This is a genomic window from Glutamicibacter sp. NPDC087344 (assembly GCF_044744225.1).
GTDB lineage: Bacteria > Actinomycetota > Actinomycetes > Actinomycetales > Micrococcaceae > Glutamicibacter.
The window spans coordinates 22,126-48,593 of the sequence record NZ_JBIUXY010000005.1 but is presented as its reverse complement, the minus strand read 5'-3'; the positions used below and the strand labels follow the sequence as shown (position 1 = coordinate 48,593).

Genomic DNA, 26,468 nt, shown 5'->3' with positions numbered 1-26,468 from the left:
AAGTAGAACCATGGCATTCTTCTCGCGTTTGCGGGCCCAGCGTGCGGCAAACCGCGAATTGGGCGAAGGCGTGTGGCGTCGCGCCCACGACCGGTTCACTCGATCCTTGGACCGTGTTTTCCAAGTGCTCGAGGGTGTCGGTGACGTTGAGATCTACAACCAGCTGGTGAAGCCCGCCAACGACATGGCTGAACTGCTACCACTTGTCCGTCAGCTGTGTGCGGATGCTCAGCGATTGACACCTAGCGAGGACGAAGTCATCCCGCAGGCTACCGCCAGCGTGCATCGCTCGTTGACAAAATCGGCTAATGATTTAGCCACCACGGCCCAGGTGATTGCCATGATGCGGATGCAGGCCGAAGCTGGTGCCCCGATCAATATCCTTTCGGTGGAGCACCGCGCCCAGATCGTCAAAGAGGACGTCAACAAGGCGGCCCAGTTGCTTAGAACTCTTGAGTAACGAAACTTTACGAAATCGTTCGATACGTCTGAAGCGGTTGTTGAAATGAATTAGATTGGGTGTATGACCCAAACTGTCCCAGAACTGACATTCCACGACGGAAACAACATCGACCAGCTTGGCTATGGCGTGTGGCAGGTGCCCGACGCTGAGGCTGAAATCGTGGTTGGCAAGGCCATCGATGCGGGCTACCGCCACATCGATACCGCCCGAATCTACGGCAACGAAGAAGGTGTGGGCCGCGCTATTGCCGCGACGAGTGTTCCACGCGACGAACTGTTCATCACCACCAAGGTCTGGAACTCGGACCAGGGTTACGAAAGCACCCTGGCGGCGGCCGATGCTTCGCTGGAGCGCCTCGGCTTGGACCAGGTGGACCTGTACCTGATTCACTGGCTGCAGCCTAAACGTGGCACCTACGTTGATACGTGGAAGGCCTTGATCCAGCTGCAGAAAGACGGCAAGGCCAAGTCCATCGGTGTTTGCAACTTCACCGTTGAGGCGCTGGAAGAGCTGTACACCGAAACCGGTGTGCGCCCGGTGATCAACCAGGTTGAAACCCACCCGTACTTCCCGCAGGCAGAACTGCGTGCCTACGAAGCGCAGCACGGCATCCTGCATGAGTCCTGGTCCCCGCTGGGGCAGGGCGGTGAGGTACTCACCGATCCGGTGCTCGTCGAGATTGCCAAGAAGCATGATGCCAGCGTGGCGCAGGTAGTTATTGCCTGGCACCTGGCCCTGGGCAACGTGGTCATTCCGAAGTCCGTGACAGATTCGCGAATCATCGAGAACTTCGAGTCGTTGAACGTCACCCTGGATGACGAGGATTTGGCGGCGATTGCCACTCTGGACCGCGGGTCCGAAGGCCGCATTGCTTCAGATCCGGCAACCGCTGACTTCGCCTGATATCTGGGTATAACTGCGAAAAGGTCCTTGGTTTCATACGAAACCAAGGACCTTTTCTTCACATGGAGCCCCCTGCCGGATTTGAACCGGCGACCTGCTCTTATCGTTAGAGGTTATCAAGTAGCCTCAGAATCCCTGAAATCATAAGATAAAATTCGATGCTGACTTCCCGGAACATGGGTTTACCGTGGCTATGAGTGAAACTGAATGAAACGGGTAACAAAGGGTAGGTTAGCCAAAAGTGCAAGTTTCGTGAGACCAAATGTGCGGGTATCGTGCGAGCAATCGTGCGAATGGAACTGGCTGAAACAGGGCCCGTGAACCAGAATGATTCTCTCCTACATATATATGTATGAACAATTCGAGTGAGCACATTCTTTCCACGGGCGACGGTCGTCCCTACACCCTCGTACCACTGCGCGATACAGCAGTCATCCTAGGGATGACTGTTCAAGGCTTAGGCATTTGGCGGCACACCGGCTACGGCCCGGCAAGTGTTCTCATCGGTCGCAAGCGATTTTATCGCAGTTGCGACCTAGATAATTTTCTCAATGAGCTTTTTGAGGAAGCTCAGGTGGCTGCATAGTGGCACGACCAAAGTTAGAGCTCGGCGCGCTCGGCGAAATCTCAACACGACTGAACGAAAAGAGTAGAAAGAAGTACTGGACTGCAGAAAGCTCGATGCGGGTCGCCACCGGTAAGAAACGTCTGTCAGCTCGTGGCGCCACCAGAGCCGCTGCACTAGCTGCACTGCACAAGAAAGCCGAGAGGCTCCGCAACGACGAAGCGCCGCTCAAATCTAGTGTTCCAACTGTTCGCGATGCCTTAAACTTCTATCTGGATACTTTGTCCGTACTTGATCCACAAGACGAGGACATCCGCGATGTGAACGCGGTGCGTCAGCAGACCTATAAGCAGTACAAAAATGATGCAGCGAATCTGAGCAGAATCATGGGCAATATCAAGCTGAAGGACCTGACTGTGCCACTGGTACAGAAGCAGCTGGAGTCACTCATGGACAGGACTACTGGACAGGGTGCAACTCGGGCACATCAAGCAAAGGGGACTCTCGGTCGGGCACTGGGTGAGGCCGTCCGCATGGGGGAAATGAGCACCAATCCTGTCCTATCCGTGAAACTGCCGCGCAAGGGCGTACGTGTTGTTGAAGCTCTGGATCAAGAAGATCTTAAGGTTTTGCGCGAAATCCTGGAAGCACGCTTTGTCGAGAAGAAGCCAGGGCCTAAGCCAAGTCGGCGAGTATTGCACACTATCGAACTGATGCTTTCGACAGGATGCCGAATTGGCGAAGTATTGGCCATCCGGTGGCAAGACGTCGATCTTGACGCCAAGACTGTCGTGATTGCTGGAACAGTCATCGATCGTGCCACTATCTACCGTCAGGGTTACACCAAGACCGACCGTTTTCATAGCCGAATGACCCTGACCGACCGTGCCGTGGATGCCTTGAAGGAAGCTCGATCACTGATCAAAACGCCAATCACTCCGAAATCGCCGGTTTTTCCCACGCGTTCTGGACGATTTTCTGCTCCTTCCACCGTCCGCGGGTCGCTCCGAAGGATTCTCGATTCGAGCACCGTGAAGCTTCCTGGTCACGTCACTCCTCACGCATTCCGTCGCGCCGTAGCAACGGCACTAGCAGACTCTGTTGGTGTAGAAGCTGCAGCGGAGCAATTGCGGCATAAGAGCACGCGAACGACTCTGGAGCACTACATTCGTCGCTCAGAAATGGCTAAGGATCGCACCAGCATCCTTGGCGAGCTATGAGGACTTCACAGGAGTTCACGAACAGATGCGACTTGCCTAGAATACGTGTACAAAAAGTGGTGTCCTCCGTATTTTGGATATGGCACGATGTTGGGGTCTCGCCAACGCACGCCCCTGTTTTTGATTGACCTTCATAGCCAATCCAGTCTTGAGAATGTTTTTATGCGGCTTAAGTGTAAGGCAAGATACCGACAGTAAGTTTCCTGCAATGCCGCAGGTATCTCTTCAGTTCGCCGTTTTACCTCCTGGAATGTCGGTTCTCTCTGGCAAAATTGGAGAACATCGACAAGAAATGGGGCGCTGGTGACCACGGAATCTATAAAGTTCATGCTGCAGGATATTGAGACAAAGTATGAGGAGCGAGCCGACTCTCCAGAGTTCGTGCGTCTCTATAAAGCCTCCCGACAGGAGCATATGTTTGCCGTGCTTCATGAGGAGCTCAATCAGCATTTTGACGCGATCAACGGTCGCGCTGAAACAACCGGTCATTACTGGGCTGATAACAGCAGAGCCATGCTCGATTTACTGAAAGACCTAAAGAATGACCTCTATGCCCTAAAGCGCGCAGGAGAAGACATCACTCTGCATGCCGCATATCAGAACGCCATTGAACGGTGCAGGCCATGGCTCTCCTACAGCGGCGGCAGTGCTGTCCCGGAAGATTTCGAACCGATCGAAATCATCAAGTATGAACCAGTATTCACGGAAAACGCAGTGGTCGAACTTAAAAAACAGCACGAACCCATCGAGCCTAAGATGATCGGCAAAGGTTCCTACGCCCATGTTTACTCCTACATCGATCCTGATTACGGCATCAAATTTGCCATTAAAAGGGCCAACCGAGACGCGGAAGAAAGGGATCTGCTCCGTTTCCGCAAGGAATTCGACGTGATGAAGAACCTTAGCTTCCCGTACATTCTGGAGGTCTACAAGTACGACGAATCACGCAACGAATACCGAATGGAACACTGCGATGCAACGTTGCGTCAGTACATCTCCCAACGCAACAACAACTTGCACTTTTTAACCCGGAAACGGATAGCCCTGCAGTTCCTTTACGGTATGAGCTACATCCATAGTCAAAAACTATTGCATCGCGATATTAGCCTGCAGAACGTTCTGATGAAGGTGTACGAAAGCGGTGCCGTTTTGGTCAAGCTCTCGGACTTCGGACTGGTCAAAGAGCAAGAATCCACCTTTACCCGTGCTCATACGGAAATGCGTGGGACCATCCTTGACCCGACGCTGGATAACTTTCGAGACTACAGTGTTCTGAACGAGATCTACGCGGTAGGCCATGTTCTCTCCTTCATCTTCACTGGTCGTCAATCGATAGCTACTGGTAATAACGACGTGGACCGTATTGTTCAAAAATGTGTGTCGCACAATCTATCAGAACGCTATCAGTCGGTATCCGAACTGATTGCGGAAGTAGAGAATCTGGATGTTCCAGCCCATTCAATTTCCGGTTCTGGAGACGAAGCCTAACTAAGCCAGCTATTAGCCACGAGGATAGGAGTGACCGTTAATTCCATCTTTCGCTTTCCGGCTGGCGATAATTGGAGGTATGACTGCTCAGACCTTTGCCGATGTCTTCGACGACCTCTACTTTTCAGCAACGAGCCAGAGGGACAAAGGCACCAAGTTTGAACGGCTGCTCAAACGGTATCTGCAGGTGGAGCCGAAGTACGCCGACCAGTTCTCCCAGGTGTGGTTGTGGCAGGAATGGCCTGACCGCAACGGGCTCGTTGATACTGGCATCGATCTGGTGGCCGAAGACAGGTACACCGGCGAGTTGGTGGCGATCCAGGCGAAGTTCTACGACCCGGCTCGCCCGCTGCCCAAGCAGTCGATCGATTCTTTCTTCACCGAGCTGGGCAAGTCCCCGTTCACCGGCGGCATGATTGTCTCCACGACTGATAACTGGTCCAAGCACGCCGAAGCTGCTCTGCTTAACCAGTCCAAGCCGATCCAACGGATCCGGTTGAAGGATTTCGAGGAATCGACCATTGACTGGTCCCAGTTCAGCCTCGAAGAACCTGAAGTCCTGGTCCAGCTGCCGGGCAAGCAGCCACGCAAGTACCAGCAAGAAGCCATCGACGCGGTGACGAAGGGTTTCGAACTGCATGACCGGGGCAAGCTCATCATGGCTTGCGGCACGGGCAAGACCTTCACCTCGCTAAAGCTCGTCGAGGAACAGGTGCCGGTCGGTGGATCGGTGTTGTTCTTGGTTCCGTCGATTGCACTGCTGCAGCAGACGCTCAATGAATGGACGGCCCAGGCGGATGTTCCGTTGCGGCCGTTCGCGGTCTGCTCCGATGCGTCGGTCGGTCGAGCTCAGAACGAGGATGTCGCGGTCCACGATTTGGGGTTCCCTGCCTCGACGGACCCGGTGAAGCTGGTGAACCGGTACAAGATCTCCACCGGCCAGGAGACTTTGACGGTGGTGTTCTCCACGTACCAGTCGATCGATGTGATCCATCAGGCCCAAGAACTGGGGTTGCCGGAGTTTGATTTGATCGTGTGCGATGAAGCGCACCGCACTACGGGCATTTCACAGTCCGGTGCTGATGACTCGGCATTCGTACGGGTCCATAACACCGAGTACCTGAAGGCCGCTAAGCGGCTATATATGACGGCAACTCCGCGGATTTATGTGGAGGATTCAAAGAACAAGGCTGCCAAGGACGGAGTGGCAGTCTACTCCATGGATGACGAGGCCACCTATGGCCCGGAGTTCCACCATCTCGGGTTCGGCCGGGCCGTGGAAATGGGGCATCTGGCGGACTACAAGGTGCTGATTCTCGCGGTCGATGAAGAATCGGTAGCAACCAGTTTCCAGGATCTGCTGGCCAACGACGGGGACATGAACCTGGATGATGTGGCCCGGATCGTGGGCTGTTGGAACGGGCTGTCCAAACGCGGGGTGAACGGGGAACGCCTGTCGATCACCGACACCACCCCGATGCACCGAGCGGTCGCGTTCGCCCGGAATATCAAGGAATCCAAGGCGCTGGCCGACCAGTTTGAGCGGGTCGGCCGCGAACTTTTGGTGAACCGCTCCGAGGGCGCGTCGAAGCTGAAGCTGGAAGCCGAGCACGTGGATGGCACGTTCAATGTGCTGGCCCGCTCGCAGCGCTTGGACTGGCTGCAGCAGGACGCCGGCGAGGAGGTTTGTCGGATCCTGACCAACGCCAAGTGCCTCTCCGAAGGCGTGGATGTCCCGTCCCTGGACGCGGTGCTGTTTTTGAACCCGCGTAATTCACAGGTGGACGTGGTGCAGTCCGTGGGCCGGGTGATGCGCAAGTCCACCGCGACGAACAAGGAATACGGGTACATCATCCTGCCGATCGCGGTGCCGGCCTCCCAGGACCCGACGACCGCGTTGAACGACAACAAGAAGTACAAGGTGGTCTGGGACGTGTTGCAAGCGCTGCGCGCCCATGATGACCGGTTCGAAGCGATGATCAACAAGATCGACTTGGACAAGAAAGCCAACAAGACCATCGACGTCATCGGCGTCGGCGGCGACGGCACCGAGAGCGGCACGCAGGGCAAGAACGATCCAGAGGCGACCGAGGCGCTGTTCACGATGGCGAATGCCGCCGAGTGGGAGAACGCGATCTTCGCCCGCATGGTCAAGAAGGTCGGGGACCGCCGCTACTGGGAAGACTGGGCCAAGGACGTCAAGGACATTGCCGACCGGCAAGTCACCCGCATCAACACCATCCTTGACAGCGAAGACCCTCGCCCAGCGCAGGAGTTTGAGGTGTTCCTCGACGGGCTGCGAGGAAACCTGAACGACGGGATCACCCGGGCAGACGCCGTGGACATGCTGGTGCAGCACCTGATCACCAAGCCGGTGTTCAACGCACTCTTCGAGGACTATGACTTCGCCGGGCACAACCCGGTCTCCAAGGTCATGGACTCCATGCTTGAGCTGCTGGACTCCTACAACTTGGATTCGGAAACCGCGCACCTGGAAGAGTTCTACCGTTCGGTGCGCGTGCGCGCCGAGGGCATCACCGATGCAGCAGGGAAGCAGAAGATCATCACCGAGCTCTATGAGCGGTTTTTCAAGCTCGCCTTCCCCCGGGTGGCGGAGTCCTTGGGGATTGTGTATACCCCGATGGAGGTGGTGGACTTCATTCTGCGCGCGGTCAACGACGCGCTGGTCGAGCATTTCGGTGCCTCGATCACCGACGAGGGCGTGCACGTGTTGGACCCGTTCACCGGCACCGGCACGTTCATCGTCAGGCTCTTGCAGTCCGGGCTGATCAGTCCGGAGAACTTGTTACGGAAGTACACGCAGGAGCTGCACGCGAACGAGATCCTGCTGATGGCCTACTACATCGCGGCGATCAACATCGAAGCGACCTTCCACGCCCTGCAGCAAGAGCACGCTGCCGCTTCTGGACAGGCACCAGCAGCGATCGACTATGAACCGTTCGACGGAATCGTGCTGACCGATACGTTCCAGATGACCGAGGACGGCGACGTGCTGGACACGAAGGTATTCACCAGCAACAGCGACCGCGTCACCGAGCAGAATGCCTTGGATATCCGGGTGATCATCGGCAACCCGCCCTACTCGGTGGGGCAGAGCAGCGGTAACGACAACAACGCAAACCAGAAGTACCCGACACTGGACGAGTCAATCCGGGCCACGTATGCGGCGCGGTCAACAGCGACGAACAAGAACTCTCTGTACGACTCCTACATCCGCGCCATCCGCTGGGCCTCCAACCGCATACTGACCTCAGAGAACGGTGGCGTGGTCTGCTATGTCTCCAACGGTGGTTACATCGATGGCAACACCGCCGACGGGCTACGCAAAACCCTTACCACCGAATTCCACGACATCTATGTCTATAACCTGCGGGGGAACGCGCGTTCGGCGGGGGAGATGCGCCGCAAGGAGAAAGACAATATCTTCGGTGAAGGCTCGAAGACAACCGTGGCAGTCCTTCTGCTGATTAAACGTCCTGGGACAGTAGCTGAGCCGGCGCTGCATTACAAGGACATCGGGGACTACCACGACCGGAAGCAGAAGCTCGAACTGGTCAACCACGCAACCCTGCACAACTTGGACTGGGAGACGATCACCCCGAACCCGGAGGGCGATTGGATCAACCAGCGCGACCCCAACTACGACACCTACCCACCCATCGCCGAAAAGGGGAACCCGAAAACGATCTTCGCCATCCAGTCTGGCGGGCTGAAGACCAACCGTGATGCTTGGGTTTACAACTCCTCGGAAACCACGCTGCAGGGGAATGTCGAACGTATGATCGGTTTCTACAACAGTGAAGTGGACCGCTATGCGGCCGAGGGCCAGGGCCGTGCGGTAGACGACGTGATCAATACCGACCCGAGGAACATTAGCTGGAACCGCGCCGACAAGACCCAGTTGGCCCGCGGCAATAAATACGAGGTTGATCCCAGAAGTTACCGGGTCGGTCAGTATCGGCCCTTCCAGAAACAACACGTCTATTTCAACCGCCAAGCAAACGACATGGTTTACCGGCTTGGCGAGCTGTTTCCAAACGTGGACTCTGGCAATGTGGGGTTCTATCTGACATCCCCATCGACTCACTACCCAACCTTCGAAATCTTGGCTACTAATTCCCTACCTGACCTTCATACCCTCGATACTGGACAGTTCTTCGCGCGTTACTCCTACACCGAAGCGGCGTCTGGGACGCTCTTTGACGAGCCTGAGCAGCGGGACAACATCACAAACTGGGCTCTGGCAGAGTATCAGTCGGCCTACGGCGATCAGGTCACCAAGGACGACATTTTCCACTATGTCTACGGTCTGCTGCATTCCACGGAGTACAGGGAGCGCTACGCAGCTGACCTGAAGAAGCAGCTGCCTCGTATCCCACAGGTCGCAGGAGTGGAACGGTTCACCAAGTTTGCACAGGCCGGACGGGGACTAGCTGACCTACACATCAACTATGAGGACCTCACCCCATATCCGCTGAGTGAGAGAGTCTTACCGGGGGCACCGGAGAACGAGTATGAGCGGTTCGCAGTGACCAAGATGAAGTACGGTGGCAAAGCCGGGGCTTGGGACAAGACCAAGATTCGTTACAACCCGTTCATCGACATCGAAGGCATCCCGCTGTCAGCTCAGGAGTACATGCTCGGATCCCGCTCGGGGCTGGACTGGATCTTGGAACGCTATCAGGTGAAAACAGATAAGGCATCGGGGATCGTCAATGATCCTAACGTCTGGTCCCGGGAGCAGGGACAGCCACGGTACATTATTGACCTCATCGGACGGATTGTGGCATTGAGTTTGGAAACCAACCGCATCGTTAAAGAACTGCCGAATTTGGAGATCGACTAAACTTCATCTGCAACATTTTGGAGAATGCTATTTCGGCCGAAAACGATCGCTTTTGGTGTCCGTATAAGGCACCTTCACCGGGCATTTTTGCGGGAGCTATATACAGGACACCCTCAAAGTACGTGCTTTCAAAGATCTTAGTCAGAGTGGGGTCCTCTCTGTAAGCGGGCTGTCTTGCGGGCGGACACTTACTACGCGAGGAGGTAGCGTAGGTGCCATGGGAATTTTCAGCATTTGGAAGGAACTTGGTTTCGAAGCCAATCCGTATAGCCAGACCACTTTGCGGGCCGACGCCTTAGGCGATCGATTGCTGGCTGGCAGAGACAAAGAAATTGAGCTCCTCATCAGAGAGCTTGGAGATTCCGGAGCCCACCCTTCAGTAGAAGGACCGATCGGTGCCGGGAAGACAAGCATGATCAATGTCGCCATCTACCGGATGCATCAGCTAAGCATTGAAGCCAATGCACAGGAGCTCTATCTACCTGCGGTGGGCGACTTCCAGCCCCTCGAGAGTGCGGCGCAGTTTGAACGTGATCTTTACTATGTCCTGGCACAGACACTTATCAAACACCAGGAGGATTTTGGAAGGGTCGGCCTGCCTACGCCTGATGTTCGGCTGATGGACCGATGGCTTAACGATTACCAGTACACGAGCAAGGGTGGCGGTGCTTCGACACCTCTTGGCGGTGCACAGGCGAATTGGGGTTCGGAGCCCAATCCCGTTGTAACCGAGTCAGGATTCCAGAGGAATGTTCGTCAGTTGTTGGATGAATGTTTCCCGGAAGAGAGCTCCGGCGGCATCGTCTGTGTGCTGGACAACCTCGAAATTCTTCAAACCGGAGGTAAGGCTAGAGAAACCCTAGACGAACTCCGAGACAAGGTATTCAATCTTCCCCAAGTACGGTGGGTGATTTCTGGATCACGAGGTATCGTCTCCCGAGCAAAAACCGAGAAATTGAGTGGCGTGATGCTCGATCCAATGATCCTCAAGCCCATCGGAGACACCGCAGCTGCTGATGCAATCACGCGCAGAATTCAAGAATATGGAACAGAATCTGCGGTCGCACCGGTTTCTCCGGACGCTTTCGACTTTCTTTATCAGACGTTCAATCGCAACCTGCGCGAGGCATTAGCGCGAGCTGGCGTCTTCTCTCGATGGTTTCATGACCACTACGTTGAGAACCTGGACGAAGCAATCCCAGACGTCCCAGACCGAGATGCTTTGGTGGAAAGCTGGCTGATGGACATAGCCGAGCTAGGTAATGAGAATGCTAAGTCTGTCCGTCCTCGCCATTGGACTTTCTTCGAGCAAATCTGCGCTAACGGAGGAAGAGCGGGTAGTAGTGAATTCGAAACCTATGGCTTCAACGCACCCAACCTGTCCACAGCGGTCACGGAGTTGGTGAATGCAAATCTCATGGTTCGGGAGTTGGATCCGGACAATGCTCAAAAGTCGATTAACTCAGTGACGCCTGCGGGATGGCTAGTCTACTTCTTTCGCAAAAACTTTCCGACACCCGAAGAAACCGACCCAGAGACTGAGGATGACGTCCTTGCCGATGGGAGCGGTGTCAATCAGCAGTAAATAAGCAGTATCCACGAGTGATCTCGTCCGTGGGTCGTGGTTCTCAGGAGCAGACTAGATCTGGTGAGATCCCTCTTGCGCATTGATCCAATCTCTTTGCCTACGACCCATGGGACGAGGTCTGGTTCGAGGATAGTGTCCATGGAATTTTGCATTTGGTTTCGCTCGGTCATAGTCGGGTCCATCAACCGATTCTGCAGGTTCGCAGGAGTGATGACTGGCGTCCGCGCGTGTATGTGACCGAACGCATCGTGCGCAGACCTGATGAAAATCCGCTTTTAGGAACTGCGAACTGTCCAGATCACCGCTCTCCTTACGAGACACCACAAACGAATGTTTATGAACGCCTAGCTTGGCGCTGGGCAATAGAAGTGTGAAACCGATCGTTGAACGGCGGGAAAGGCAGCAGATCCCGCTCCATCTAGTGCTCATTATCGCGGGAGCTGCGCGGTTCAAGCCCACGCAAAACGCTCGACTGGATAATGGACTCCAGTCGAGCGTTTGCACGGAATTCAATCAACGTCCCGCACCGTCGCTGTTGTACCGGAGATCTGGAGAGCTGGCGCTTTCCATCAGCATGGATTTTCCACGATTTCTCCGGAATCTGCCGAGCCTGCCGGCACCAGACGGAAGTTGAGCAAGCGTCGCGGACTGGTTGCTAGTGCCCGCCGCCCAGCTTCCCGCCCAGGCGTTCGCGAATCTTCAGGCTCGCGGTATTCAGTCCTTCGACCTCCACGGTCTTGCCATATTTCTCGTATTTGCCGGTGATCGCGTCCAGGGCCGCGATGGTCGAGGCGTCCCACAGGTGCGAGTCGTGCATGTCGATGACGATATTCTGCGGGTCTTCGGCGTATTTGAACTGCGTGTACAGGTCGTTAGAGGAGGCGAAGAACAATTCCCCGTTGACCACGTACTTGGCGATCTTCTCGCCGAAGTGCTCCTCGACGCTGCGGGTGACGGTGACCAGGTGCGCCACGCGGTTGGCGAAGAGCACCATGGCCGTGAGTACTCCAGCGGCGACGCCGATAGCCAGATTGTGGGTGACCACCGTGAAAACCACAGTTATCAGCATGACTGTGGTTTCGCTTTTGGGCATCATCCGCAGCGTCGAGGGCCGGATGCTGTGCCAGTCGAAGGTCGCAATGGAAACGAAGATCATGACTGCCACCAGTGCGGCCATCGGGATCAAGGCCACCACATCGCCGAGAACCACCACGAGGATCAACAGGAATACCCCGGCCAGGAACGTCGAGATGCGGGTGCGCGCCCCGGACGCCTTCACATTGATCATGGTCTGCCCGATCATCGCGCAGCCGCCCATGCCGCCGAAGAATCCGGTAATGATGTTCGCCGCACCCTGGCCCCAGGATTCGCGGGTCTTGTTCGAATGGGTATCGGTGACATCGTCGACCAGCTTGGCGGTCATCAGCGATTCGAGCAAGCCCACGAAGGCCATGGCCAGCGCATAGGGGAAGAGCACCTGCAGAGTTTCGAGGTTCAGCGGGATATCAGGGATGAACAGGGCCGGCAGGGATTCGGGCAGCTGGCCCTTGTCGCCCACGGTGGGGACGGCGAGCGAGGCGATGACCGTGATCGCGGTCAGCACCACGATGGCCACCAGCGGGGCCGGGATCGCAGTGGTCAGCTTGGGCAGGCCGAAGACGATCAACAGGCCCAACGCCACCAGCGGATAGACCAGCCAGGTCACGCCGAGCAGCTCGGGGACCTGGGACAGGAAAATCAGAATGGCCAGCGCGTTGACGAAACCGACCATTACCTGACGCGGGATGAAGCGCATCAGCTTGGCCACGCCCAGCAGTGCCAGCACCACTTGGAAGATCCCGGCCATGATGACCGCGGCGATGAAGTAGTCGGTTCCATGGCTGGCTACCAAAGGCGCGATGACTAGCGCGATGGCGCCGGTGGCGGCGGAGATCATGGCAGGACGGCCTCCGAAGAAGGAGATGGATACCGCCATGGTGAAGGAGGCGAACAGCCCGATGCGCGGGTCCACTCCGGCGATGATGGAGAAGGCGATGGCCTCGGGGATCAAGGCCAGCGCTACTACCAGGCCGGCGAGGACCTCGGTCTTAAGCAACCTCGGGGATTTCAGGGTGCGCAACACCGATTGGCGCTCGGCCGGACTCAGTGCGGAAGGATCCGCTGTGGTGCTGGTGCTCATAGGTGAGCTCCCTTCTTTTCAAGCCAGTAAGCGTGGGGCACGTGCAGTGCGTAGAATTCATGGGATGGGCATCATTGCGCCGCAGACGAGGCAAGAGCAGCCGGAGCGGTCGTAGACCAGATGCCATCGAATGCAACTCTAACCTAACGTAAGGGTAGGGTTGTAATTGGAGGAAACGGAGGACTTCATGGATCAAGCGAAGACCGAAGGTGCAGGCGGTTCGATGCATATCGGTGACATGGTCGAGGCCACCGGCCTGTCGCATCGCACCATCCGCCACTACGACGAGGTGGGGTTGCTGCCGGCGAGCACCCGCAGCGAAGGTGGTTTCCGGATCTATACCGACTCGGATCTGGCCCGCATGCTGGTGATCCGCTCGATGAAGCCGCTGGGCTTCTCGCTCGAGGAAATGGGGGAGCTGCTTGACGCGGTGGACGCGCTCGCGGCAGATCCGCAGGACACCGTCGCCCGGGCCAAGCTCGACGACTATACCCAGCGTGCCAGCGCCAAGCGCGACAAGCTCGCGCTGAACTTGCAGCGCGCCGAGTCCTTCATCGCAGATCTTCGCACCAAGTAGGCCGGAAGCATGGAGACCCGCTTAGCCGCGATGGAAGAGAGCCACTGGGCGGATATCGCCCGCATCTATGCCAGCGGCATCGAGACCGGCCTAGCCACCTTCGAATCCGAGGTGCCGGCACGCCAGAAGTTCTTCGCGGCGAAAATTCCTGCATTGTCGCTGGTGGCCATTGCGCCCGATGCCAAGGTTCTCGGCTGGGCGGCGGCCAGCCCGGTTTCAGCCCGCCCGGCCTACCGCGGCGTGGTGGAGCACTCGGTGTACATTGATCCGGATTATGTCGGATGCGGCATTGGCGCCCGGCTGCTGGCCGAGCTGATCGCCCGGGCCAGGAAAGAAGATTACTGGATGGTGCAGTCGGCCGTCATCGCCGGCAACGAAGCCAGCAGGGCGCTGCATGCCAAGGCAGGGTTCCGCGAGGTTGGCCGGCGCGAGCGGATTGCCCAGGGTGCCCGAGGGGCAGTGGCGGGGCAGTGGATGGATACTTTCCTGTACGAACTGCGGCTTTGAGCAAGCTGCCTGCCCAAGGCAGAAGCGGCGCGGCGGGCAGCAATCCCGGCGCGCCGCTTCTCAGCAGCTGATACCGGCCTACAGGTATTCTGCGAAGTCCTTCTCGATGACAGCCTTCGGCTTGGCACCGATGGAAGTAGCGACGTGCTCGCCGCCCTTGAAGACGTATACGGCTGGGATGCTGGTGATGCCGTACTTCGCGGCGATGGTCTGGTTCTCATCGACGTTGACCTTCACGACGTCGACCTTCGCAGCGTGCTCTTCTGCGATCTGATCCAGAACTGGACCTAGCTGGCGGCAAGGGCCGCACCACTCTGCCCAGAAATCAACGATGACTGGCTTGTCGGCATCCAGAACTTCGCTCTGGAAGGTTGCTTCAGTTACTGCTTTTGCGTTGCTCATAAGAGACAACCCCTTTCTGAAAAAACTTGATTAGACGGTAGCGAGGGTTTCGGACACGTTGGCCAGGTAGTGCTCCACGTCCTGTGCAGCGGCGCAACCGGAAGCAGCTGCGGTGATTGCCTGGCGGTAGGTGGAATCGATGACGTCGCCGGCAGCAAAAACTCCTGGCAGCGAGGTCTTGGAAGAACGGCCGTCAACGGCGATGGTGCCTTCGGAAGTCAGCTCAAGCTGGTCCTTGACCAGATCCACGCGCGGGTCATTGCCGATGGCCACGAAGATGCCGGTGACATTTACAGTGGTTTCCTCGCCGCTGTTGCGGTTCTTCACGACCAGGCCGTCGACCTTGTCGGCGCCGTTGATGCCGATAACTTCGGAGTCCCAGATGAACTCGATCTTCTCGTGGGCCAAGGCGCGGTCGGCCATGATCTTCGAGGCGCGCAGCTCATTGCGGCGGTGCACCACGATGACCTTGGAAGCGAACTTGGTCAGGAACAGTGCTTCTTCCATGGCGGAGTCGCCGCCACCGATTACGGCGATGGTCTGTTCGCGGAAGAAGAAGCCGTCGCAGGTAGCGCACCAGGATACGCCATGGCCGGAGAGGCGCTTTTCGTCTTCCAGACCCAGCTCGCGGTAGGCGGAACCCGTGGAGACGATGACAGCACGAGCACGGTAGACGGTGCCGTCGGCCAAGGACAGCGTCTTGATTTCGCCTTCGAGGTTCATTTCGGTGACGTCGTCGAAGAGGATCTCAGCGCCGAAGCGTTCGGCCTGCTTCTGCATATTGTCCATCAAGTCTGGGCCCATGATGCCTTCGGGGAAGCCTGGGAAGTTTTCCACGTCGGTGGTGTTCATCAGTTCGCCGCCGGCGGTGACTGAGCCGGCGATGACTAGTGGGTTCAGATTCGCTCGGGCGGTGTAGACCGCGGCGGTGTAACCGGCCGGACCGGAGCCGACAATGATGACTTCACGGATGTCTTCAGGGGTCATAAGAATTCTTTCTCCAGTGGTGTAATGGCGTATTCGCTGCTCAGGACAGCAGCCGGGTGGCCAGGTCTGCGACGCGGCTGCTGATCTCGTCGCGCACGAGCAGCATCCGTTCGCGTCCTTCGATGCCGCGGGAGCTTGGCTCATCGAGTTCCCAGATTTCGATATCCACCCCGTCCGCTTGCGGGACCTGGGCTTCGCGTCCGAGGACGACGACCAGTCCGGCTTGGCGCATCTGCGCTTCGGTGAGGTGTTTTGGATGCTCTGCGGTGATGTCGATGCCCTGTTCCAGCAGCACTTCGGCTGACAGGGCGTTGATCTTCGATCCCGGATGCGTCCCCGCGGAGGAGACCTCGATCCGCGCGCCTGCGCGGGCGTTCATGAGGCCAGCGGCCATCTGCGATTTGCCGCCGTTCTTGACGCAGACGAAGAGCACGGCTGGCTTGGCTGCTGCGCTCATTTCTTGGCCACCAAGCTGGCACCCAGGGATTCCAAGGCGCCGGGGATCACCGAGAAGTAGGCCCACACCCCGCGCTTCTCGCGGTGCAGGATTCCGGCATCAACCAGGATCTTCAGGTGGTGCGAGACGGTGGGCTGCTTGAGCTCCAGGGGCTCGGACAGGTCGCAAACGCAGGTTTCGGCTGCTTCGCTCGCGGAGACGATGGAAAGGATGCGCAAGCGGTTCGGGTCGCTCAGGGCCTTGAAGCGCAATGCCAACAGCTCGGCTTCTTCGAGCTGGAGGATCTCTTCGCCCTGCGAGGGGACGCAGCATAATTCGGCTGCCGCGACTGGGTGTTCGCCAGCGGGGTTCAGGGTGGAGGTGCTCATCGGCCTCGGCTCATTTCTTGGCTCTCAATAGAAATTGACAAACATCGATATAGGCAAGCATACTCGAAACATCGACGCTCGTCGATGTCTAAACTTGGAGTGATGATTGCATGACACCTGCGACCGTGCCCGATACCGCCCCCGTGGCGGCGAAACTATCTTTCCTGGACCGGTACCTGGCCCTGTGGATCCTGCTCGCCATGGCCGTGGGCTTGGGGCTGGGCCGCATCTTCCCGAAGCTGGGAGAATTGCTGGACCGCTTCACCGTGGCAGGGGTCTCGGTGCCCATCGCCATTGGCTTGCTGGTCATGATGTATCCGGTGCTGGCCAAGGTTCGCTACAACGAAACCGGCAAGGTGCTCTCGGACAAGAAGCTGATGGTCACCTCGCTGGTGATCAACTGGATTCTCGCACCGGCATTCATGTTCGTGCTGGCCTGGATCTTCCTTGCTGACCTGCCCGAATACCGCACCGGCCTGATCATCGTGGGCCTGGCCCGATGCATCGCCATGGTGTTCATCTGGAATGACCTGGCCTGCGGCGACCGCGAAGCGGCTGCCGTGCTGGTGGCTATCAACTCGGTCTTCCAGGTCATCGCCTTCGGCGCCCTGGGCTGGTTCTACCTGCAGCTGCTGCCATCCTGGCTGGGATTGGAAACCACCAGCGCCGAGTTCTCCATTGCCGCGATTACCGCCTCGGTGCTGGTCTTCCTGGGCATCCCGCTGCTGGCCGGATACCTGACCCGCACCCTGGGCGAGAAGGCCAAGGGCCGGGACTGGTACGAGAACAAGTTCCTGCCGAAGATCGGCCCGTGGGCGCTGTACGGATTGCTGTTCACCATCGTGCTGCTCTTCGCCCTGCAGGGAGACAACATCATCTCCCAGCCGCTGGATGTGCTGCGCATGGCCGTCCCGCTGCTGGTTTACTTCGTGGTGGTCTTCGGCGCCGGCATGCTCATCGGCCACTGGCTGAAGCTGGGCTACCCGCGCACCACCACCCTGGCCTTCACCGCGGCCGGCAACAACTTCGAGCTGGCCATCGCGGTAGCTATCGCCACCTTCGGTGCCACCAGCGGCCAGGCCTTGGCCGGGGTGGTGGGTCCGCTGATCGAGGTGCCGGTCCTCGTCGCCCTGGTCTACGTGGCCCTGTGGTCGCGCAAATTCTTCCCCGCTGCCAAGCCAACTACCACTTCTGTCTAAGGAAACAATCATGGCTGAAAACAACACCAAGCCCTCGGTCCTCTTTGTCTGCGTGCACAACGCCGGGCGCTCGCAAATGGCCGCCGCCTACCTCTCCCACCTGTCCAAAGGACGCATCGAAGTGCGATCGGCCGGATCCGCCCCGGCCGATTCGGTGAACCCGGCCGCCGTCCAGGCAATGCTGGAGGAAGGCATCGACATGTCCGCCGAAGTGCCCAAGGTGCTGAGCACCGAAGCGGTCAAGGACTCGGACGTCGTGATCACCATGGGCTGCGGAGATGCCTGCCCATTCTTCCCCGGCAAGCGCTACGAAGACTGGAAGCTGGAAGATCCGGCAGGCCAGGGCGTTGAGGCTGTCCGGCCGATCCGCGACGAGATCCGCACACGCATCGAAGCACTGATCGCAGAACTGCTTCCCACCGGCTAAATCCGCTTCTCAGGATTCACGACGGTTCACCAAAATTCAAGGAGTCATGATGGACACAACCCATCCCGTAGTGGTCATTGGTGCCGGACCGACCGGCCTGGCCGCCGCCGCACACCTCATCGAACAAAACCAAGATGTTCTGGTGCTCGAAGCCGGCACGAGCGTGGGCGCCGCCATTGAACAGTGGAAACACATCAAACTGTTCTCCCCGTGGCGCTTTGATATCGATGCTGCGGCGCAGCGTTTGCTGGAGACCCCAAGCGAAAGTTACGCAGGTGACTGGGTCACCCCACGCGAAACCAAGCTCCCGACCGGCGCAGAACTGATCAACGAATACCTCGAACCACTGGCAAACCACCCGCGATTGGCCTCGCAGATCAAGTACGGCCACCGCGTGACCAAGATCAGCCGGCTGCACCAAGATGGTCGGGGCATCGACAAGACACGTACTGCTGGCCGTGATGAGTCTCTGTTCCTGGTTCGCACCACAACTGCGCTGGGCGATGTGGATGTGCTGGCGCGTGCTGTCATCGACGCTACCGGTACCTGGAGCCAGCCAAACCCTGTGGGCCGGTCGGGCATCGAAGCAATCGGCGAAGCCGAGGCCCGCACGCAAGGCTTCATCACGTCCCCGTTGCCCGACCCTCTAGGCACCGACAGAGAAGACTTCGCAGGCAAGACGATTCTGGTGCTCGGCGCAGGGCATTCGGCGGCGAACACCATCATCTCGCTGGGACGCTTGCAGAAGGAACAGCCGGACACCAGAATACTGTGGGGTCTACGTGGCCAGGCGAATCCGATCCGGCTTTATGGCGGCGGGGCCGCAGACCAGCTGCCCGCACGCGGGCAGCTGGGCACTTCTCTTCGCCGACTGGTAGAAAACAACCACGTCAGCTTGCTGGAAAACGTGTCAATCAGCTCCCTGGCGATTGGCGGCAAGCTGAGCGTGAACTTGGCCGACGGGCGAGTGCTGAAAGTGGACCGGATTGTTCCGGCTACCGGATTCCGCCCGGATTTGGGCATGCTCTCCGAGCTGCGCTTGAATCTCGACCAGATAGTCGAGGCTCCCAGCGCACTGGGTCCATTGATTGATCCGGAATTCCATAGCTGCGGCACGGTCAGCGCGCACGGTGAAAAGGAACTGGCTCACCCGGAGGCGAACTTCTACATCGTAGGTATGAAGAGCTATGGCCGTGCCCCTACGTTCCTGATGGCCACCGGTTATGAGCAGGTCCGCTCCATTGCGGCGCACCTGTCCGGGGACCATGAAGCTGCACGCCGGGTTGAGCTTGACCTGCCCGAAACAGGGGTCTGCTCCACCGACCTTGGCGGATCGTGCGATGCTCCGGCAGCTGAGGACAGCTCCTGCGGAAGCGCGCCGGCGGCAGTCGATGCCTGCTGCGGAACATCGGCCGAGGGAGCTGTACCGGCTACCGGCTGCGGTGAAGCAGAAATGCCGAACGAGCAGAGCGATGAGCCAGCGCAGTCGTGCTGTGGCACGAAGCAACCGGTCACAATCGGTTTTGCCACCGGCACCTTGCACGGCAACGCCGAATTAGCAGATAAGTAATATCAAGTGATTACTTGGTGAAGCGGTGTCTGGCAACAGGCACCGCCTCACCACCACTCTCATCTTCGATCCTCGTTTCTTCGAGTACTTCAGGAGCCATAATGCGCCCCGCTCAGCCACCCCGAAATTTTTTCCTTCGATCCCCTCATGCTCTTGCCGCGTTCAGTCTTGCATCCATCATGCTTCTGGCAGGGTGCGGTTCCGATTACCCGTTAGGTGAAGCTCAGAAGAAGGCCGCCGAAGCCAACACCTCGAATTTGCGCGGCACACTAACTGGTGGCGGATCAACCGCGCAGAATGCAGCGATGAACGCCTGGACCACAGGATTCTCGGTGCTCCATCCCAAAGTCCAGGTGCAGTATGCCTCGGTCGGTTCGGGCGCAGGACGCGAAGGACTACTCGCCGCAGCAACCGAATTCGCCGGCTCCGACGCTTTCCTCAAAGACGAAGAAGTCCAGCGTTCCCAACAGACCTGCGGCCCAGGCGGTGCCATCAACATCCCCGCCTATATTTCCCCGATCGCCGTCACATTCAATATTCCCGGTGTCAGCGAACTGAATCTTGATGCGGATACCATTGCCCGAATCTTCAACAGGGACATCCGCAGCTGGCAAGATCCTGCCATCGCAGCGCTAAATCCCGGCGTAGAACTGCCCGACATTCCTATGACAGTGGTGGCACGATCCGATGATTCGGGAACCACCGAAAACTTCACCGAATATTTGCACAGCGCCGCACCAAAAGCGTGGAGGTACGAGCCTGATGGTAGTTGGCCTAACGATATCTCCCTGGAAAAGGCTCAGGGAAATGCCGGCGTCGTCACCACGGTGTCCCGCACACCTGGCACCATTGCGTACGCCGATGATTCGCTCGTTGATCAAAGCCTCGGCAAGGCGAAGCTTAGGGTGGGCGACGAATTTGTTGAGGTCAGCGGAGAAGCCGCAGCCCTTGCCGTGGCAGAATCCGAACGCGTCGAAGGCCGCGGCGCCCACGATATTGCCCTTGAGCTGGACCGCAATACCACCGCACCCGGAGCCTACCCGTTGGTACTGGTCTCCTATTTACTGTTCTGTAGCTCATACTCGGATGCCCAAACCGTTGATCTGGTGAAAACCTTCGGACATTACGTGGTCAGCGAAGAAGGGCAAAAGATCGCAGCTGACTCTGCGAAGAGCGCGCCGATGCCAGAACGTTTGGCCAAAGATGCGAGCGATGCGATCGACTCAATCACGGTTCGACCGGTAAATTAGAGGGTTTCGTAAGGGCATTGAGGGCGGTAGAATCTGATTCTTCTGTCCTTTCTGCATTTTCCACGCAATGCGGTGGTCAGATCCTGAAGCGCGAGATGATGCGCTTTCATGGGATGAACCGGAATCCCTTTTAGCGTGATCTCACGTGTTAGAAATAGGAGATGACAATCCAAACCGCGATGTCACTGCCAAACGAAATTAACAGTCGCATCGCTCGAATGGCGGTTTTCTTTGTCCCGTAAATGATGGTTTTACAAAGACCCAACCCGAAAATAGCCGATTGGTGGGTAGCTTCCTTGAAGAATTCGAGGCTGCTACCCATTCTTTATGCTCTGCGTTGCCGTGTGCTTGTTCCTGAAGATATTGCCCTGGCAATACTGGTGCAGTTCTATACGCCATTCCAACTGTGAAAACCCGCCAAATGAAACTAACAGTCACATGTCGCCGGGGTTCGCTGTGCGTTTCAAAAACGACCGATTTTGGGCGGTGCCACTAGTACATCAAGTGCTGTACAGTACATCGTATGATGAACATTGAATCACGGATCGATGCGATGAACCGGCTTGGCCGCGCCATGGCCGACCCCACCCGGTCACGCATCCTCCTGTCCTTGCTGCACGAACCCGGATACCCAGCGGAACTTGCCCAGGCCCTAGGACTGAGCCGCGCCAACGTTTCCAACCATTTGACCTGCCTGCGCGGCTGCGGAATTGTCGTGGCGAAAATGGAAGGCCGCAAAACCCGGTACGAAATCACCGATCCTCACCTCACCACCGCCCTGAGCGCCCTGGTTGACGTGACGTTGGCCGTCGATGATCAAGTACCTTGCCTGGACTCTTCCTGCCCTGACTGCGCCACCAGCGCCGATCGAGAACACGAGGAGCAAGCATGAGTTCCGCCTGCGGTTGCGATTCACCGGAACCCACCGAAGAATTCGAAGAGGAACTGCCCTGGTGGCGGGATTGGCACGTGCTCGTCCCCATAGCCTCAGGCGTTTTCTTCCTCGCTGGGCTCGTCCTTGAATGGAGCACCCACGGCGAAAGCGCCGCCATCGTGGCCTTGGTGCTGTTTTGGATCGGCCTACTGCTGGGCGCTTTTACCTTTGTGCCCGGCGCCCTTCAAAAACTGTTCACGAAACGGAAACTCGGCATTGGGCTGCTGATGGCCATCAGCGCCACCGGCGCGGTCATCCTCGGATATATCGAAGAAGCCGCAGCCCTGGCATTCCTGTATTCCATTGCCGAAGCCCTGGAAGACAAAGCCATGGACAGGGCACGCTCGGGCCTGCGCTCTTTGTTGAAGCTCGTCCCGGAAACGGCCACCGTCATCCGTGACGGCATACCGGTCACAGTCAGTGCAGCAGAGATCAAGATTGGCGATGCCCTGCGCGTGAAGCCTGGTGAACGCTTGGCAACCGATGGCGTGGTCAGCCAAGGATCAAGCAGCTTGGACACCTCCGCTATCACGGGGGAATCAATTCCCGTGGAAGTAACCGTAGGCGACCAGGTTGCTGCTGGTTCCATCAATTCATCCGGCGCGCTAGTAGTCACTGCAACGGCAAACGGCACGGACAACTCCCTGACCACGTTGGTGAGCCTGGTCGAGCAAGCCCAGTCGGAACGTGGCGAACGGGCACGGCTCGCTGACCGCATTGCCCGCCCGCTGGTTCCCGGTGTCATCGTCCTGGCCGTACTGGTTGCTGTGCTTGGAGCGATCTTCGGCGATCCCGAAACCTGGATCACCCGCGCACTGATCGTGCTGGTCGCAGCCTCGCCTTGCGCGATGGCCATCGCCGTTCCTGTCACCGTTGTTTCCGCCATCGGAGCTGCCAGCAAGTTCGGTGTCATCATCAAAAGCGGAGCAGCCTTCGAACGGCTTGGTTCCCTGCGCCGCATCGCGGTAGATAAAACTGGAACACTCACACGCAATCAGCCAGTGGTCACGCAAGTCCAGACCGTTGATGATGCGACTCGCGAAGAGGTGCTCGCCGTTGCTGCCGCCCTGGAACAGCACAGCACCCACCCTCTAGCTACGGCCATCACCGCAGCAGTACCCGCGATCCCGGAGGCAGCGGCGGTTAACGAAGAGCCAGGACACGGCATTACCGGCGTCCTGGATGGTGTTCAGGTCGGGGTCGGCAGTCCTCGATGGATTGCCCCAGGATCGCTTGCTTCCGCTGTTGAATCCATGGAGGCCTCCGGGCAAACCTGCGTCATGGTCACCCGTGCAGAGCAGGTCATTGGCGTGATCGGCGTGCGCGATGAACTACGCCCTGAAGCGGCCGAGGCAATTCGAGACCTGCATAACCAGGGAATCGACGTGGTGATGCTCACCGGCGATAACTCCCGTACTGCCCACGCGCTGGCTTCAATCGCCGGTATAGACACCGTTCATGCCGAACTGCGACCTGAAGACAAGGCCCGTGAAATCGCTTCGTCGGTGCAGCAGGTTCCTACAGGGATGATCGGTGACGGGATCAACGATGCCCCTGCCTTGGCTAGCGCTACCGTGGGGATTGCGATGGGCGCTACCGGTGCCGATGCCGCCATAGAATCAGCCGACGTAGCCTTCACCGGCCATGACTTGAGACTGATCCCGCAAGCCTTGTCCCATGCCCGACGGGGCCGAGCGATCATGAATCAGAACATCGTCCTGTCAATGGCGATCATCGTTGTCCTGCTGCCCTTGGCTATTACCGGAGTGCTTGGATTAGCCGCGGTAGTGCTGGTTCACGAGGTCGCAGAAGTCATCGTGATTGCCAACGGCCTTCGTGCTGCCCGTATCCACCGCAAGCAGCTCACCCAGCAGCCGGGCAACGTCCTGCATTAGCGCTGGTTTCGTTGCCGTTGAAGGCGGGGCACTATTTCCACCGGGAAATTAGCGCCCCGCCTTCAACCATCTAAAACCAAAGTGGGTGGTGCTGTGCGATGCGCCATTTTTAACGGTGATAAACCGCCAATTGAAACTAACAGTCATACGCCGGGGATTCCTGGTTCTTGGTTGTCTGGTCAAAAACGACCGTTTGTGACTCTTGATCCAACGTGCCCGCTCGAATATGTGGCAACGCTTCAGGCTCCCGTGAACTGCGTAGAGCAGATCGTACACATATGAGGTGATAACGCACTGAAACCCTATAACTGAGGAATCAAAGCATGAACACCGTCACCTCCACCAAGTTTTCCGTCGTCCTTGATGACGCCGGTGCTGAGATAGCCCGCCGAGCCCAGACTCCAAAGCGCCGATACACCCACGCGCTGATACGAAAGGCGGAGAGCACGAGCCGGGTACAGCAGCGCCACACAACTCGCCTGGCCGCCGATACCCCGTTGGCTGAAATACTCTCCGCCGAGCTCGAAGCAGCACCAACCGTCCGTCGGGCCGGCGCCGTTGAAGCCGCCAAAATTATGGTCCAGCCACCGGTACCGCTACGTCCATTGATTGATGCCGTATACGCCAGCCGTGATGATGAGGACTCAGCAGTTGCGAAATACCGCGAGCAGATGTGCGAAGCCTTAGCTGCAGCTGAAGCCCGCATCATTGAGAGCCGTCAGGTGCTTGCCGCCCTCGTTGGTGGAACCTATGAGCCGGCCCCGGCCGAGGTGCTCAAATTCGTGGGATCTCGCGCAGTTGCCCAGCAATATCTGAACGCGGTCTCGGGGTCCGAGTCGTCTGAGCTCCTGGGTTTGGCGATCGTCCATACCGTGGAGATGGACGCGTGAACCAGCAGGGAATTGGCGCACACACATAAACGCACGGGCCGGCACCTTCTTGGGGGAGGAGTCGACCTGTTGCCATGTAAAGCAAAGGATCCGCCTCTGCGCGATTCGAGACATCAACTCCACACAGTCTTGCAGCTGCGAAATCCGGGCAGCATCACTCAGCGGGGTCGCCAGTACGGCCTCGATCAATTCATCCTCGGTCATCATCAGCCACCTCCACATCCAGTTCCGTGATTCGCTGCGACAACGTGTCATAGCAAACCAGGTTCCCGGGCGCTCCATCGGCGCCCAGGCACTCCAACAACTCGGTGTGGTCGCTCTGCCCATCCCAAAGGCTCATCCGCTTATGGTGGTGGCCGAAGAAATGCGCCACAGGCATCAGGCGCCGGCGGGCCATGGAAATCTCAATCGCATCCCCCTCTGCGGACGGCTGGTAGAAAGGGTCACGGCTCTCACGGAAACCCAGTTTCCCCTCGCGGTACGCCTCGATCGGACCATCATGCGACAAGAAGATATCGAAACGCCGAGGGGTGTCTTTTTCCAGGAAGCACCTCACGGTAAAGCGCGAGACAACCTCCTCCGGCCAAAACAAGGTCCGCGGCACGTGATTCGCCTTCTCGATGCGGGTCCGCTGCAGCCGGTCCGAAGAGGATGCACCGCCAAGGCCAGCCAGGGTAATTGACTCACCCCCATCGGTGAGCCGCATCCATCCTTCAAGCATCCGGACATGACCGGACAAGATGCGGCACCCGTCGTCATCGCGCGGAAGCAAATGCACAGCGTCATGGCTGTCATGATTCCCCCGCACGAAGTACAGCATCATCCCCCGCTCTGCCAGGCGGGCTTCAAGCTCTTGCTCATAGGGGCGGCGATTAGGCATCCCCACACCCAGATCGCCAGTGTGCAGCAGCACACGGCAGCCGGCCTCATGTGCGGCGTCAATCGCGGCCAGGGCCCATACATTGTTCCCACGCCAATCACCTGCAACTGCAGCTCTCATTCCTGTTCCCCCTTTTGCCTTGTCAGCTCTCGTTCATCCGCCCATCGTGAAGCTGTCTCAGCAGCCTCAGCCACCACCTGCCGCCTCTCACCCAGGTCCAAAAGCTGTAAATGGGTTCTGCCCAGCCTGTCGCCGCAGCACGCGGTTACTAGCCACAGCGCAGCCGTTTCATGCTCACCCGCCAAAGAGAGCAAGAAAGCGGCTTCAAGAACGTCTTCGCGCGGCTCCGCACCATCGAGCTGGAAGGACGGATACAGCTTGCGATCACCCACCTGCAGCGCCAGCATGCTGAGCCGCTCCGCCCGCCTTGCAGCCTCCTGCTCGCTGCAATCCCACAGCGTAGCTAGTGCCGCCAGGGAGTAGACCGGACCGATCAATTTGCCGTATGAATCATCAAGCATAATCACCCTGTCTTTTGCCGCTTCGAAGGCAGAGCATATCCGAAAAAATGGATAGCGGAAAGCCGATCAAAGAAGCAAAAACTAATCTGCAAAAAAGTATTCAAGCAAGAAGCAATCTGCAAAAAAGTATTCAGGTAAGAAGTATTCAGAACTTATGTTTCGTGCCCGGGGCAGTAAGAAGTATTCAGGCAAGAAGTAATCTGCAAAGAAGCAATCTGCAAAAAAGTATTCAGTTAAGAAGTATTCAGAACTTATGTTTCGTGCCCGGGGCAGTAAGAAGTATTCAGGCAAGAAGTAATCTGCAAAGAAGCAATCTGCAAAAAAGTATTCA

At 57.8% G+C, this 26,468-nt stretch carries 24 protein-coding genes; 17 read left to right on the top strand and 7 right to left on the bottom strand.

Annotated elements, in window-relative coordinates:
* Positions 1-10: 10 nt before the first annotated feature.
* From ACIOWL_RS10120 to ACIOWL_RS10090, 7 genes are all read left to right on the top strand, one after another.
* Complete coding sequence (locus ACIOWL_RS10120) at positions 11-460, top strand: hypothetical protein (protein WP_400384358.1); 450 nt, start codon at positions 11-13, stop codon at positions 458-460.
* A 63-nt stretch (positions 461-523) separates the two neighbouring features.
* Positions 524-1,366, top strand: a complete 843-nt coding sequence (locus ACIOWL_RS10115; RefSeq protein ID WP_400384355.1) for an aldo/keto reductase — start codon at positions 524-526, stop codon at positions 1,364-1,366.
* A gap of 352 nt (positions 1,367-1,718) precedes the next feature.
* Positions 1,719-1,952 (top strand): hypothetical protein, encoded by a 234-nt coding sequence (locus ACIOWL_RS10110; protein WP_400384352.1) that lies wholly within the window; start codon positions 1,719-1,721, stop codon positions 1,950-1,952.
* Entirely contained in the window at positions 1,952-3,151 is a 1,200-nt protein-coding gene (gene xerC / locus ACIOWL_RS10105) for a tyrosine recombinase XerC (RefSeq protein WP_400384349.1), read from the top strand. The genes ACIOWL_RS10110 and xerC overlap by 1 nt, the downstream gene beginning before the upstream one ends.
* Positions 3,152-3,478: 327 nt before the next feature.
* Positions 3,479-4,639 (top strand): protein kinase family protein, encoded by a 1,161-nt coding sequence (locus tag ACIOWL_RS10100; RefSeq protein WP_400384346.1) that lies wholly within the window; start codon positions 3,479-3,481, stop codon positions 4,637-4,639.
* Positions 4,640-4,718: 79 nt separating this feature from the next.
* Positions 4,719-9,506, top strand: a complete 4,788-nt coding sequence (locus ACIOWL_RS10095) for a DEAD/DEAH box helicase (RefSeq protein WP_400384343.1) — start codon at positions 4,719-4,721, stop codon at positions 9,504-9,506.
* A gap of 217 nt (positions 9,507-9,723) precedes the next feature.
* Positions 9,724-11,091 carry a hypothetical protein gene (locus ACIOWL_RS10090; protein WP_400384341.1) on the top strand — a complete coding sequence of 456 codons (1,368 nt, stop codon included), beginning with the start codon at positions 9,724-9,726 and terminating at the stop codon, positions 11,089-11,091.
* A 658-nt stretch (positions 11,092-11,749) separates the two neighbouring features.
* Here the strand turns inward: ACIOWL_RS10090 and ACIOWL_RS10085 are convergent.
* The gene (locus ACIOWL_RS10085; RefSeq protein ID WP_400384338.1) at positions 11,750-13,273 is read right to left on the bottom strand and encodes a SulP family inorganic anion transporter; all 1,524 of its coding nucleotides are present in this window, start codon (positions 13,271-13,273) and stop codon (positions 11,750-11,752) included.
* Positions 13,274-13,460: 187 nt separating this feature from the next.
* Here ACIOWL_RS10085 and ACIOWL_RS10080 point away from each other — a divergent pair, with 187 nt between their 5' ends.
* Together ACIOWL_RS10080 and ACIOWL_RS10075 are read left to right on the top strand one after the other, a co-directional pair.
* Positions 13,461-13,850, top strand: coding sequence for a MerR family transcriptional regulator (locus ACIOWL_RS10080; protein WP_038992406.1), 390 nt, complete (start codon positions 13,461-13,463; stop codon positions 13,848-13,850).
* Positions 13,851-13,859: 9 nt separating this feature from the next.
* Complete coding sequence (locus tag ACIOWL_RS10075; RefSeq protein WP_400384335.1) at positions 13,860-14,357, top strand: GNAT family N-acetyltransferase; 498 nt, start codon at positions 13,860-13,862, stop codon at positions 14,355-14,357.
* Positions 14,358-14,435: 78 nt separating this feature from the next.
* Here the strand turns inward: ACIOWL_RS10075 and trxA are convergent, their stop codons facing one another.
* Genes trxA through ACIOWL_RS10055 form a run of 4 tightly spaced genes read right to left on the bottom strand, consistent with a single transcriptional unit; the run spans position 14,436 to position 16,571 of the window.
* Positions 14,436-14,759, bottom strand: a complete 324-nt coding sequence (trxA, locus tag ACIOWL_RS10070) for a thioredoxin (RefSeq protein ID WP_400384332.1) — start codon at positions 14,757-14,759, stop codon at positions 14,436-14,438.
* Positions 14,760-14,789: 30 nt separating this feature from the next.
* Positions 14,790-15,746 carry a thioredoxin-disulfide reductase gene (gene trxB, locus ACIOWL_RS10065; protein WP_400384330.1) on the bottom strand — a complete coding sequence of 319 codons (957 nt, stop codon included), beginning with the start codon at positions 15,744-15,746 and terminating at the stop codon, positions 14,790-14,792.
* A gap of 40 nt (positions 15,747-15,786) precedes the next feature.
* Positions 15,787-16,203 carry a low molecular weight phosphatase family protein gene (locus tag ACIOWL_RS10060; protein ID WP_400384328.1) on the bottom strand — a complete coding sequence of 139 codons (417 nt, stop codon included), beginning with the start codon at positions 16,201-16,203 and terminating at the stop codon, positions 15,787-15,789.
* Positions 16,200-16,571 carry an ArsR/SmtB family transcription factor gene (locus ACIOWL_RS10055; RefSeq protein WP_400384325.1) on the bottom strand — a complete coding sequence of 124 codons (372 nt, stop codon included), beginning with the start codon at positions 16,569-16,571 and terminating at the stop codon, positions 16,200-16,202. The genes ACIOWL_RS10060 and ACIOWL_RS10055 overlap by 4 nt, the downstream gene beginning before the upstream one ends.
* Before the next feature lie 110 nt (positions 16,572-16,681).
* Between ACIOWL_RS10055 and arsB the strand changes: the two genes are divergently transcribed.
* The 7 genes from arsB to ACIOWL_RS10020 all read left to right on the top strand — a co-directional run bounded on the left by arsB (position 16,682) and on the right by ACIOWL_RS10020 (position 24,736).
* Positions 16,682-17,770 carry an ACR3 family arsenite efflux transporter gene (arsB, locus tag ACIOWL_RS10050; RefSeq protein WP_400384323.1) on the top strand — a complete coding sequence of 363 codons (1,089 nt, stop codon included), beginning with the start codon at positions 16,682-16,684 and terminating at the stop codon, positions 17,768-17,770.
* Positions 17,771-17,780: 10 nt separating this feature from the next.
* Positions 17,781-18,197, top strand: coding sequence for an arsenate reductase ArsC (locus ACIOWL_RS10045; RefSeq protein WP_038992396.1), 417 nt, complete (start codon positions 17,781-17,783; stop codon positions 18,195-18,197).
* A 49-nt stretch (positions 18,198-18,246) separates the two neighbouring features.
* Positions 18,247-19,767, top strand: a complete 1,521-nt coding sequence (locus ACIOWL_RS10040; RefSeq protein ID WP_400385087.1) for an NAD(P)-binding domain-containing protein — start codon at positions 18,247-18,249, stop codon at positions 19,765-19,767.
* Positions 19,768-19,946: 179 nt separating this feature from the next.
* Positions 19,947-21,017, top strand: a complete 1,071-nt coding sequence (gene pstS / locus ACIOWL_RS10035; RefSeq protein ID WP_400384319.1) for a phosphate ABC transporter substrate-binding protein PstS — start codon at positions 19,947-19,949, stop codon at positions 21,015-21,017.
* 523 nt (positions 21,018-21,540) lie between these two features.
* Positions 21,541-21,909 carry a helix-turn-helix transcriptional regulator gene (locus ACIOWL_RS10030; protein ID WP_013350243.1) on the top strand — a complete coding sequence of 123 codons (369 nt, stop codon included), beginning with the start codon at positions 21,541-21,543 and terminating at the stop codon, positions 21,907-21,909.
* Positions 21,906-23,846, top strand: a complete 1,941-nt coding sequence (locus tag ACIOWL_RS10025) for a heavy metal translocating P-type ATPase (protein WP_400384316.1) — start codon at positions 21,906-21,908, stop codon at positions 23,844-23,846. The genes ACIOWL_RS10030 and ACIOWL_RS10025 overlap by 4 nt, the downstream gene beginning before the upstream one ends.
* A gap of 323 nt (positions 23,847-24,169) precedes the next feature.
* Positions 24,170-24,736, top strand: a complete 567-nt coding sequence (locus tag ACIOWL_RS10020) for a hypothetical protein (RefSeq protein WP_400384315.1) — start codon at positions 24,170-24,172, stop codon at positions 24,734-24,736.
* Positions 24,737-24,926: 190 nt separating this feature from the next.
* Here the strand turns inward: ACIOWL_RS10020 and ACIOWL_RS10015 are convergent, their stop codons facing one another.
* Positions 24,927-25,736 (bottom strand): metallophosphoesterase, encoded by an 810-nt coding sequence (locus tag ACIOWL_RS10015; protein ID WP_400384312.1) that lies wholly within the window; start codon positions 25,734-25,736, stop codon positions 24,927-24,929.
* Positions 25,733-26,137 carry a hypothetical protein gene (locus ACIOWL_RS10010; RefSeq protein ID WP_400384310.1) on the bottom strand — a complete coding sequence of 135 codons (405 nt, stop codon included), beginning with the start codon at positions 26,135-26,137 and terminating at the stop codon, positions 25,733-25,735. The genes ACIOWL_RS10015 and ACIOWL_RS10010 overlap by 4 nt, the downstream gene beginning before the upstream one ends.
* Positions 26,138-26,184: 47 nt before the next feature.
* Between ACIOWL_RS10010 and ACIOWL_RS10005 the strand changes: the two genes are divergently transcribed.
* Positions 26,185-26,468: hypothetical protein (locus tag ACIOWL_RS10005; protein ID WP_400384307.1), on the top strand; the 284-nt coding region annotated here is incomplete at its 3' end.

Coding starts and splice junctions, on each gene's coding strand:
- ACIOWL_RS10015 (WP_400384312.1), bottom strand. CDS start 25,736: ATGAGAGCTGCAGTTGCAGGTGATTGGCGTGGGAACAATGTATGGGCC.
- ACIOWL_RS10115 (WP_400384355.1), top strand. CDS start 524: ATGACCCAAACTGTCCCAGAACTGACATTCCACGACGGAAACAACATC.
- ACIOWL_RS10100 (WP_400384346.1), top strand. CDS start 3,479: ATGCTGCAGGATATTGAGACAAAGTATGAGGAGCGAGCCGACTCTCCA.
- ACIOWL_RS10020 (WP_400384315.1), top strand. CDS start 24,170: ATGAACACCGTCACCTCCACCAAGTTTTCCGTCGTCCTTGATGACGCC.
- ACIOWL_RS10075 (WP_400384335.1), top strand. CDS start 13,860: ATGGAGACCCGCTTAGCCGCGATGGAAGAGAGCCACTGGGCGGATATC.
- ACIOWL_RS10120 (WP_400384358.1), top strand. CDS start 11: ATGGCATTCTTCTCGCGTTTGCGGGCCCAGCGTGCGGCAAACCGCGAA.
- ACIOWL_RS10030 (WP_013350243.1), top strand. CDS start 21,541: ATGATGAACATTGAATCACGGATCGATGCGATGAACCGGCTTGGCCGC.
- ACIOWL_RS10045 (WP_038992396.1), top strand. CDS start 17,781: ATGGCTGAAAACAACACCAAGCCCTCGGTCCTCTTTGTCTGCGTGCAC.
- trxB (WP_400384330.1), bottom strand. CDS start 15,746: ATGACCCCTGAAGACATCCGTGAAGTCATCATTGTCGGCTCCGGTCCG.
- arsB (WP_400384323.1), top strand. CDS start 16,682: ATGACACCTGCGACCGTGCCCGATACCGCCCCCGTGGCGGCGAAACTA.
- ACIOWL_RS10095 (WP_400384343.1), top strand. CDS start 4,719: ATGACTGCTCAGACCTTTGCCGATGTCTTCGACGACCTCTACTTTTCA.
- ACIOWL_RS10090 (WP_400384341.1), top strand. CDS start 9,724: ATGGGAATTTTCAGCATTTGGAAGGAACTTGGTTTCGAAGCCAATCCG.
- ACIOWL_RS10060 (WP_400384328.1), bottom strand. CDS start 16,203: ATGAGCGCAGCAGCCAAGCCAGCCGTGCTCTTCGTCTGCGTCAAGAAC.
- ACIOWL_RS10040 (WP_400385087.1), top strand. CDS start 18,247: ATGGACACAACCCATCCCGTAGTGGTCATTGGTGCCGGACCGACCGGC.
- ACIOWL_RS10080 (WP_038992406.1), top strand. CDS start 13,461: ATGGATCAAGCGAAGACCGAAGGTGCAGGCGGTTCGATGCATATCGGT.
- ACIOWL_RS10055 (WP_400384325.1), bottom strand. CDS start 16,571: ATGAGCACCTCCACCCTGAACCCCGCTGGCGAACACCCAGTCGCGGCA.
- ACIOWL_RS10110 (WP_400384352.1), top strand. CDS start 1,719: ATGAACAATTCGAGTGAGCACATTCTTTCCACGGGCGACGGTCGTCCC.
- ACIOWL_RS10025 (WP_400384316.1), top strand. CDS start 21,906: ATGAGTTCCGCCTGCGGTTGCGATTCACCGGAACCCACCGAAGAATTC.
- pstS (WP_400384319.1), top strand. CDS start 19,947: ATGCTTCTGGCAGGGTGCGGTTCCGATTACCCGTTAGGTGAAGCTCAG.
- ACIOWL_RS10010 (WP_400384310.1), bottom strand. CDS start 26,137: ATGCTTGATGATTCATACGGCAAATTGATCGGTCCGGTCTACTCCCTG.
- ACIOWL_RS10085 (WP_400384338.1), bottom strand. CDS start 13,273: ATGAGCACCAGCACCACAGCGGATCCTTCCGCACTGAGTCCGGCCGAG.
- trxA (WP_400384332.1), bottom strand. CDS start 14,759: ATGAGCAACGCAAAAGCAGTAACTGAAGCAACCTTCCAGAGCGAAGTT.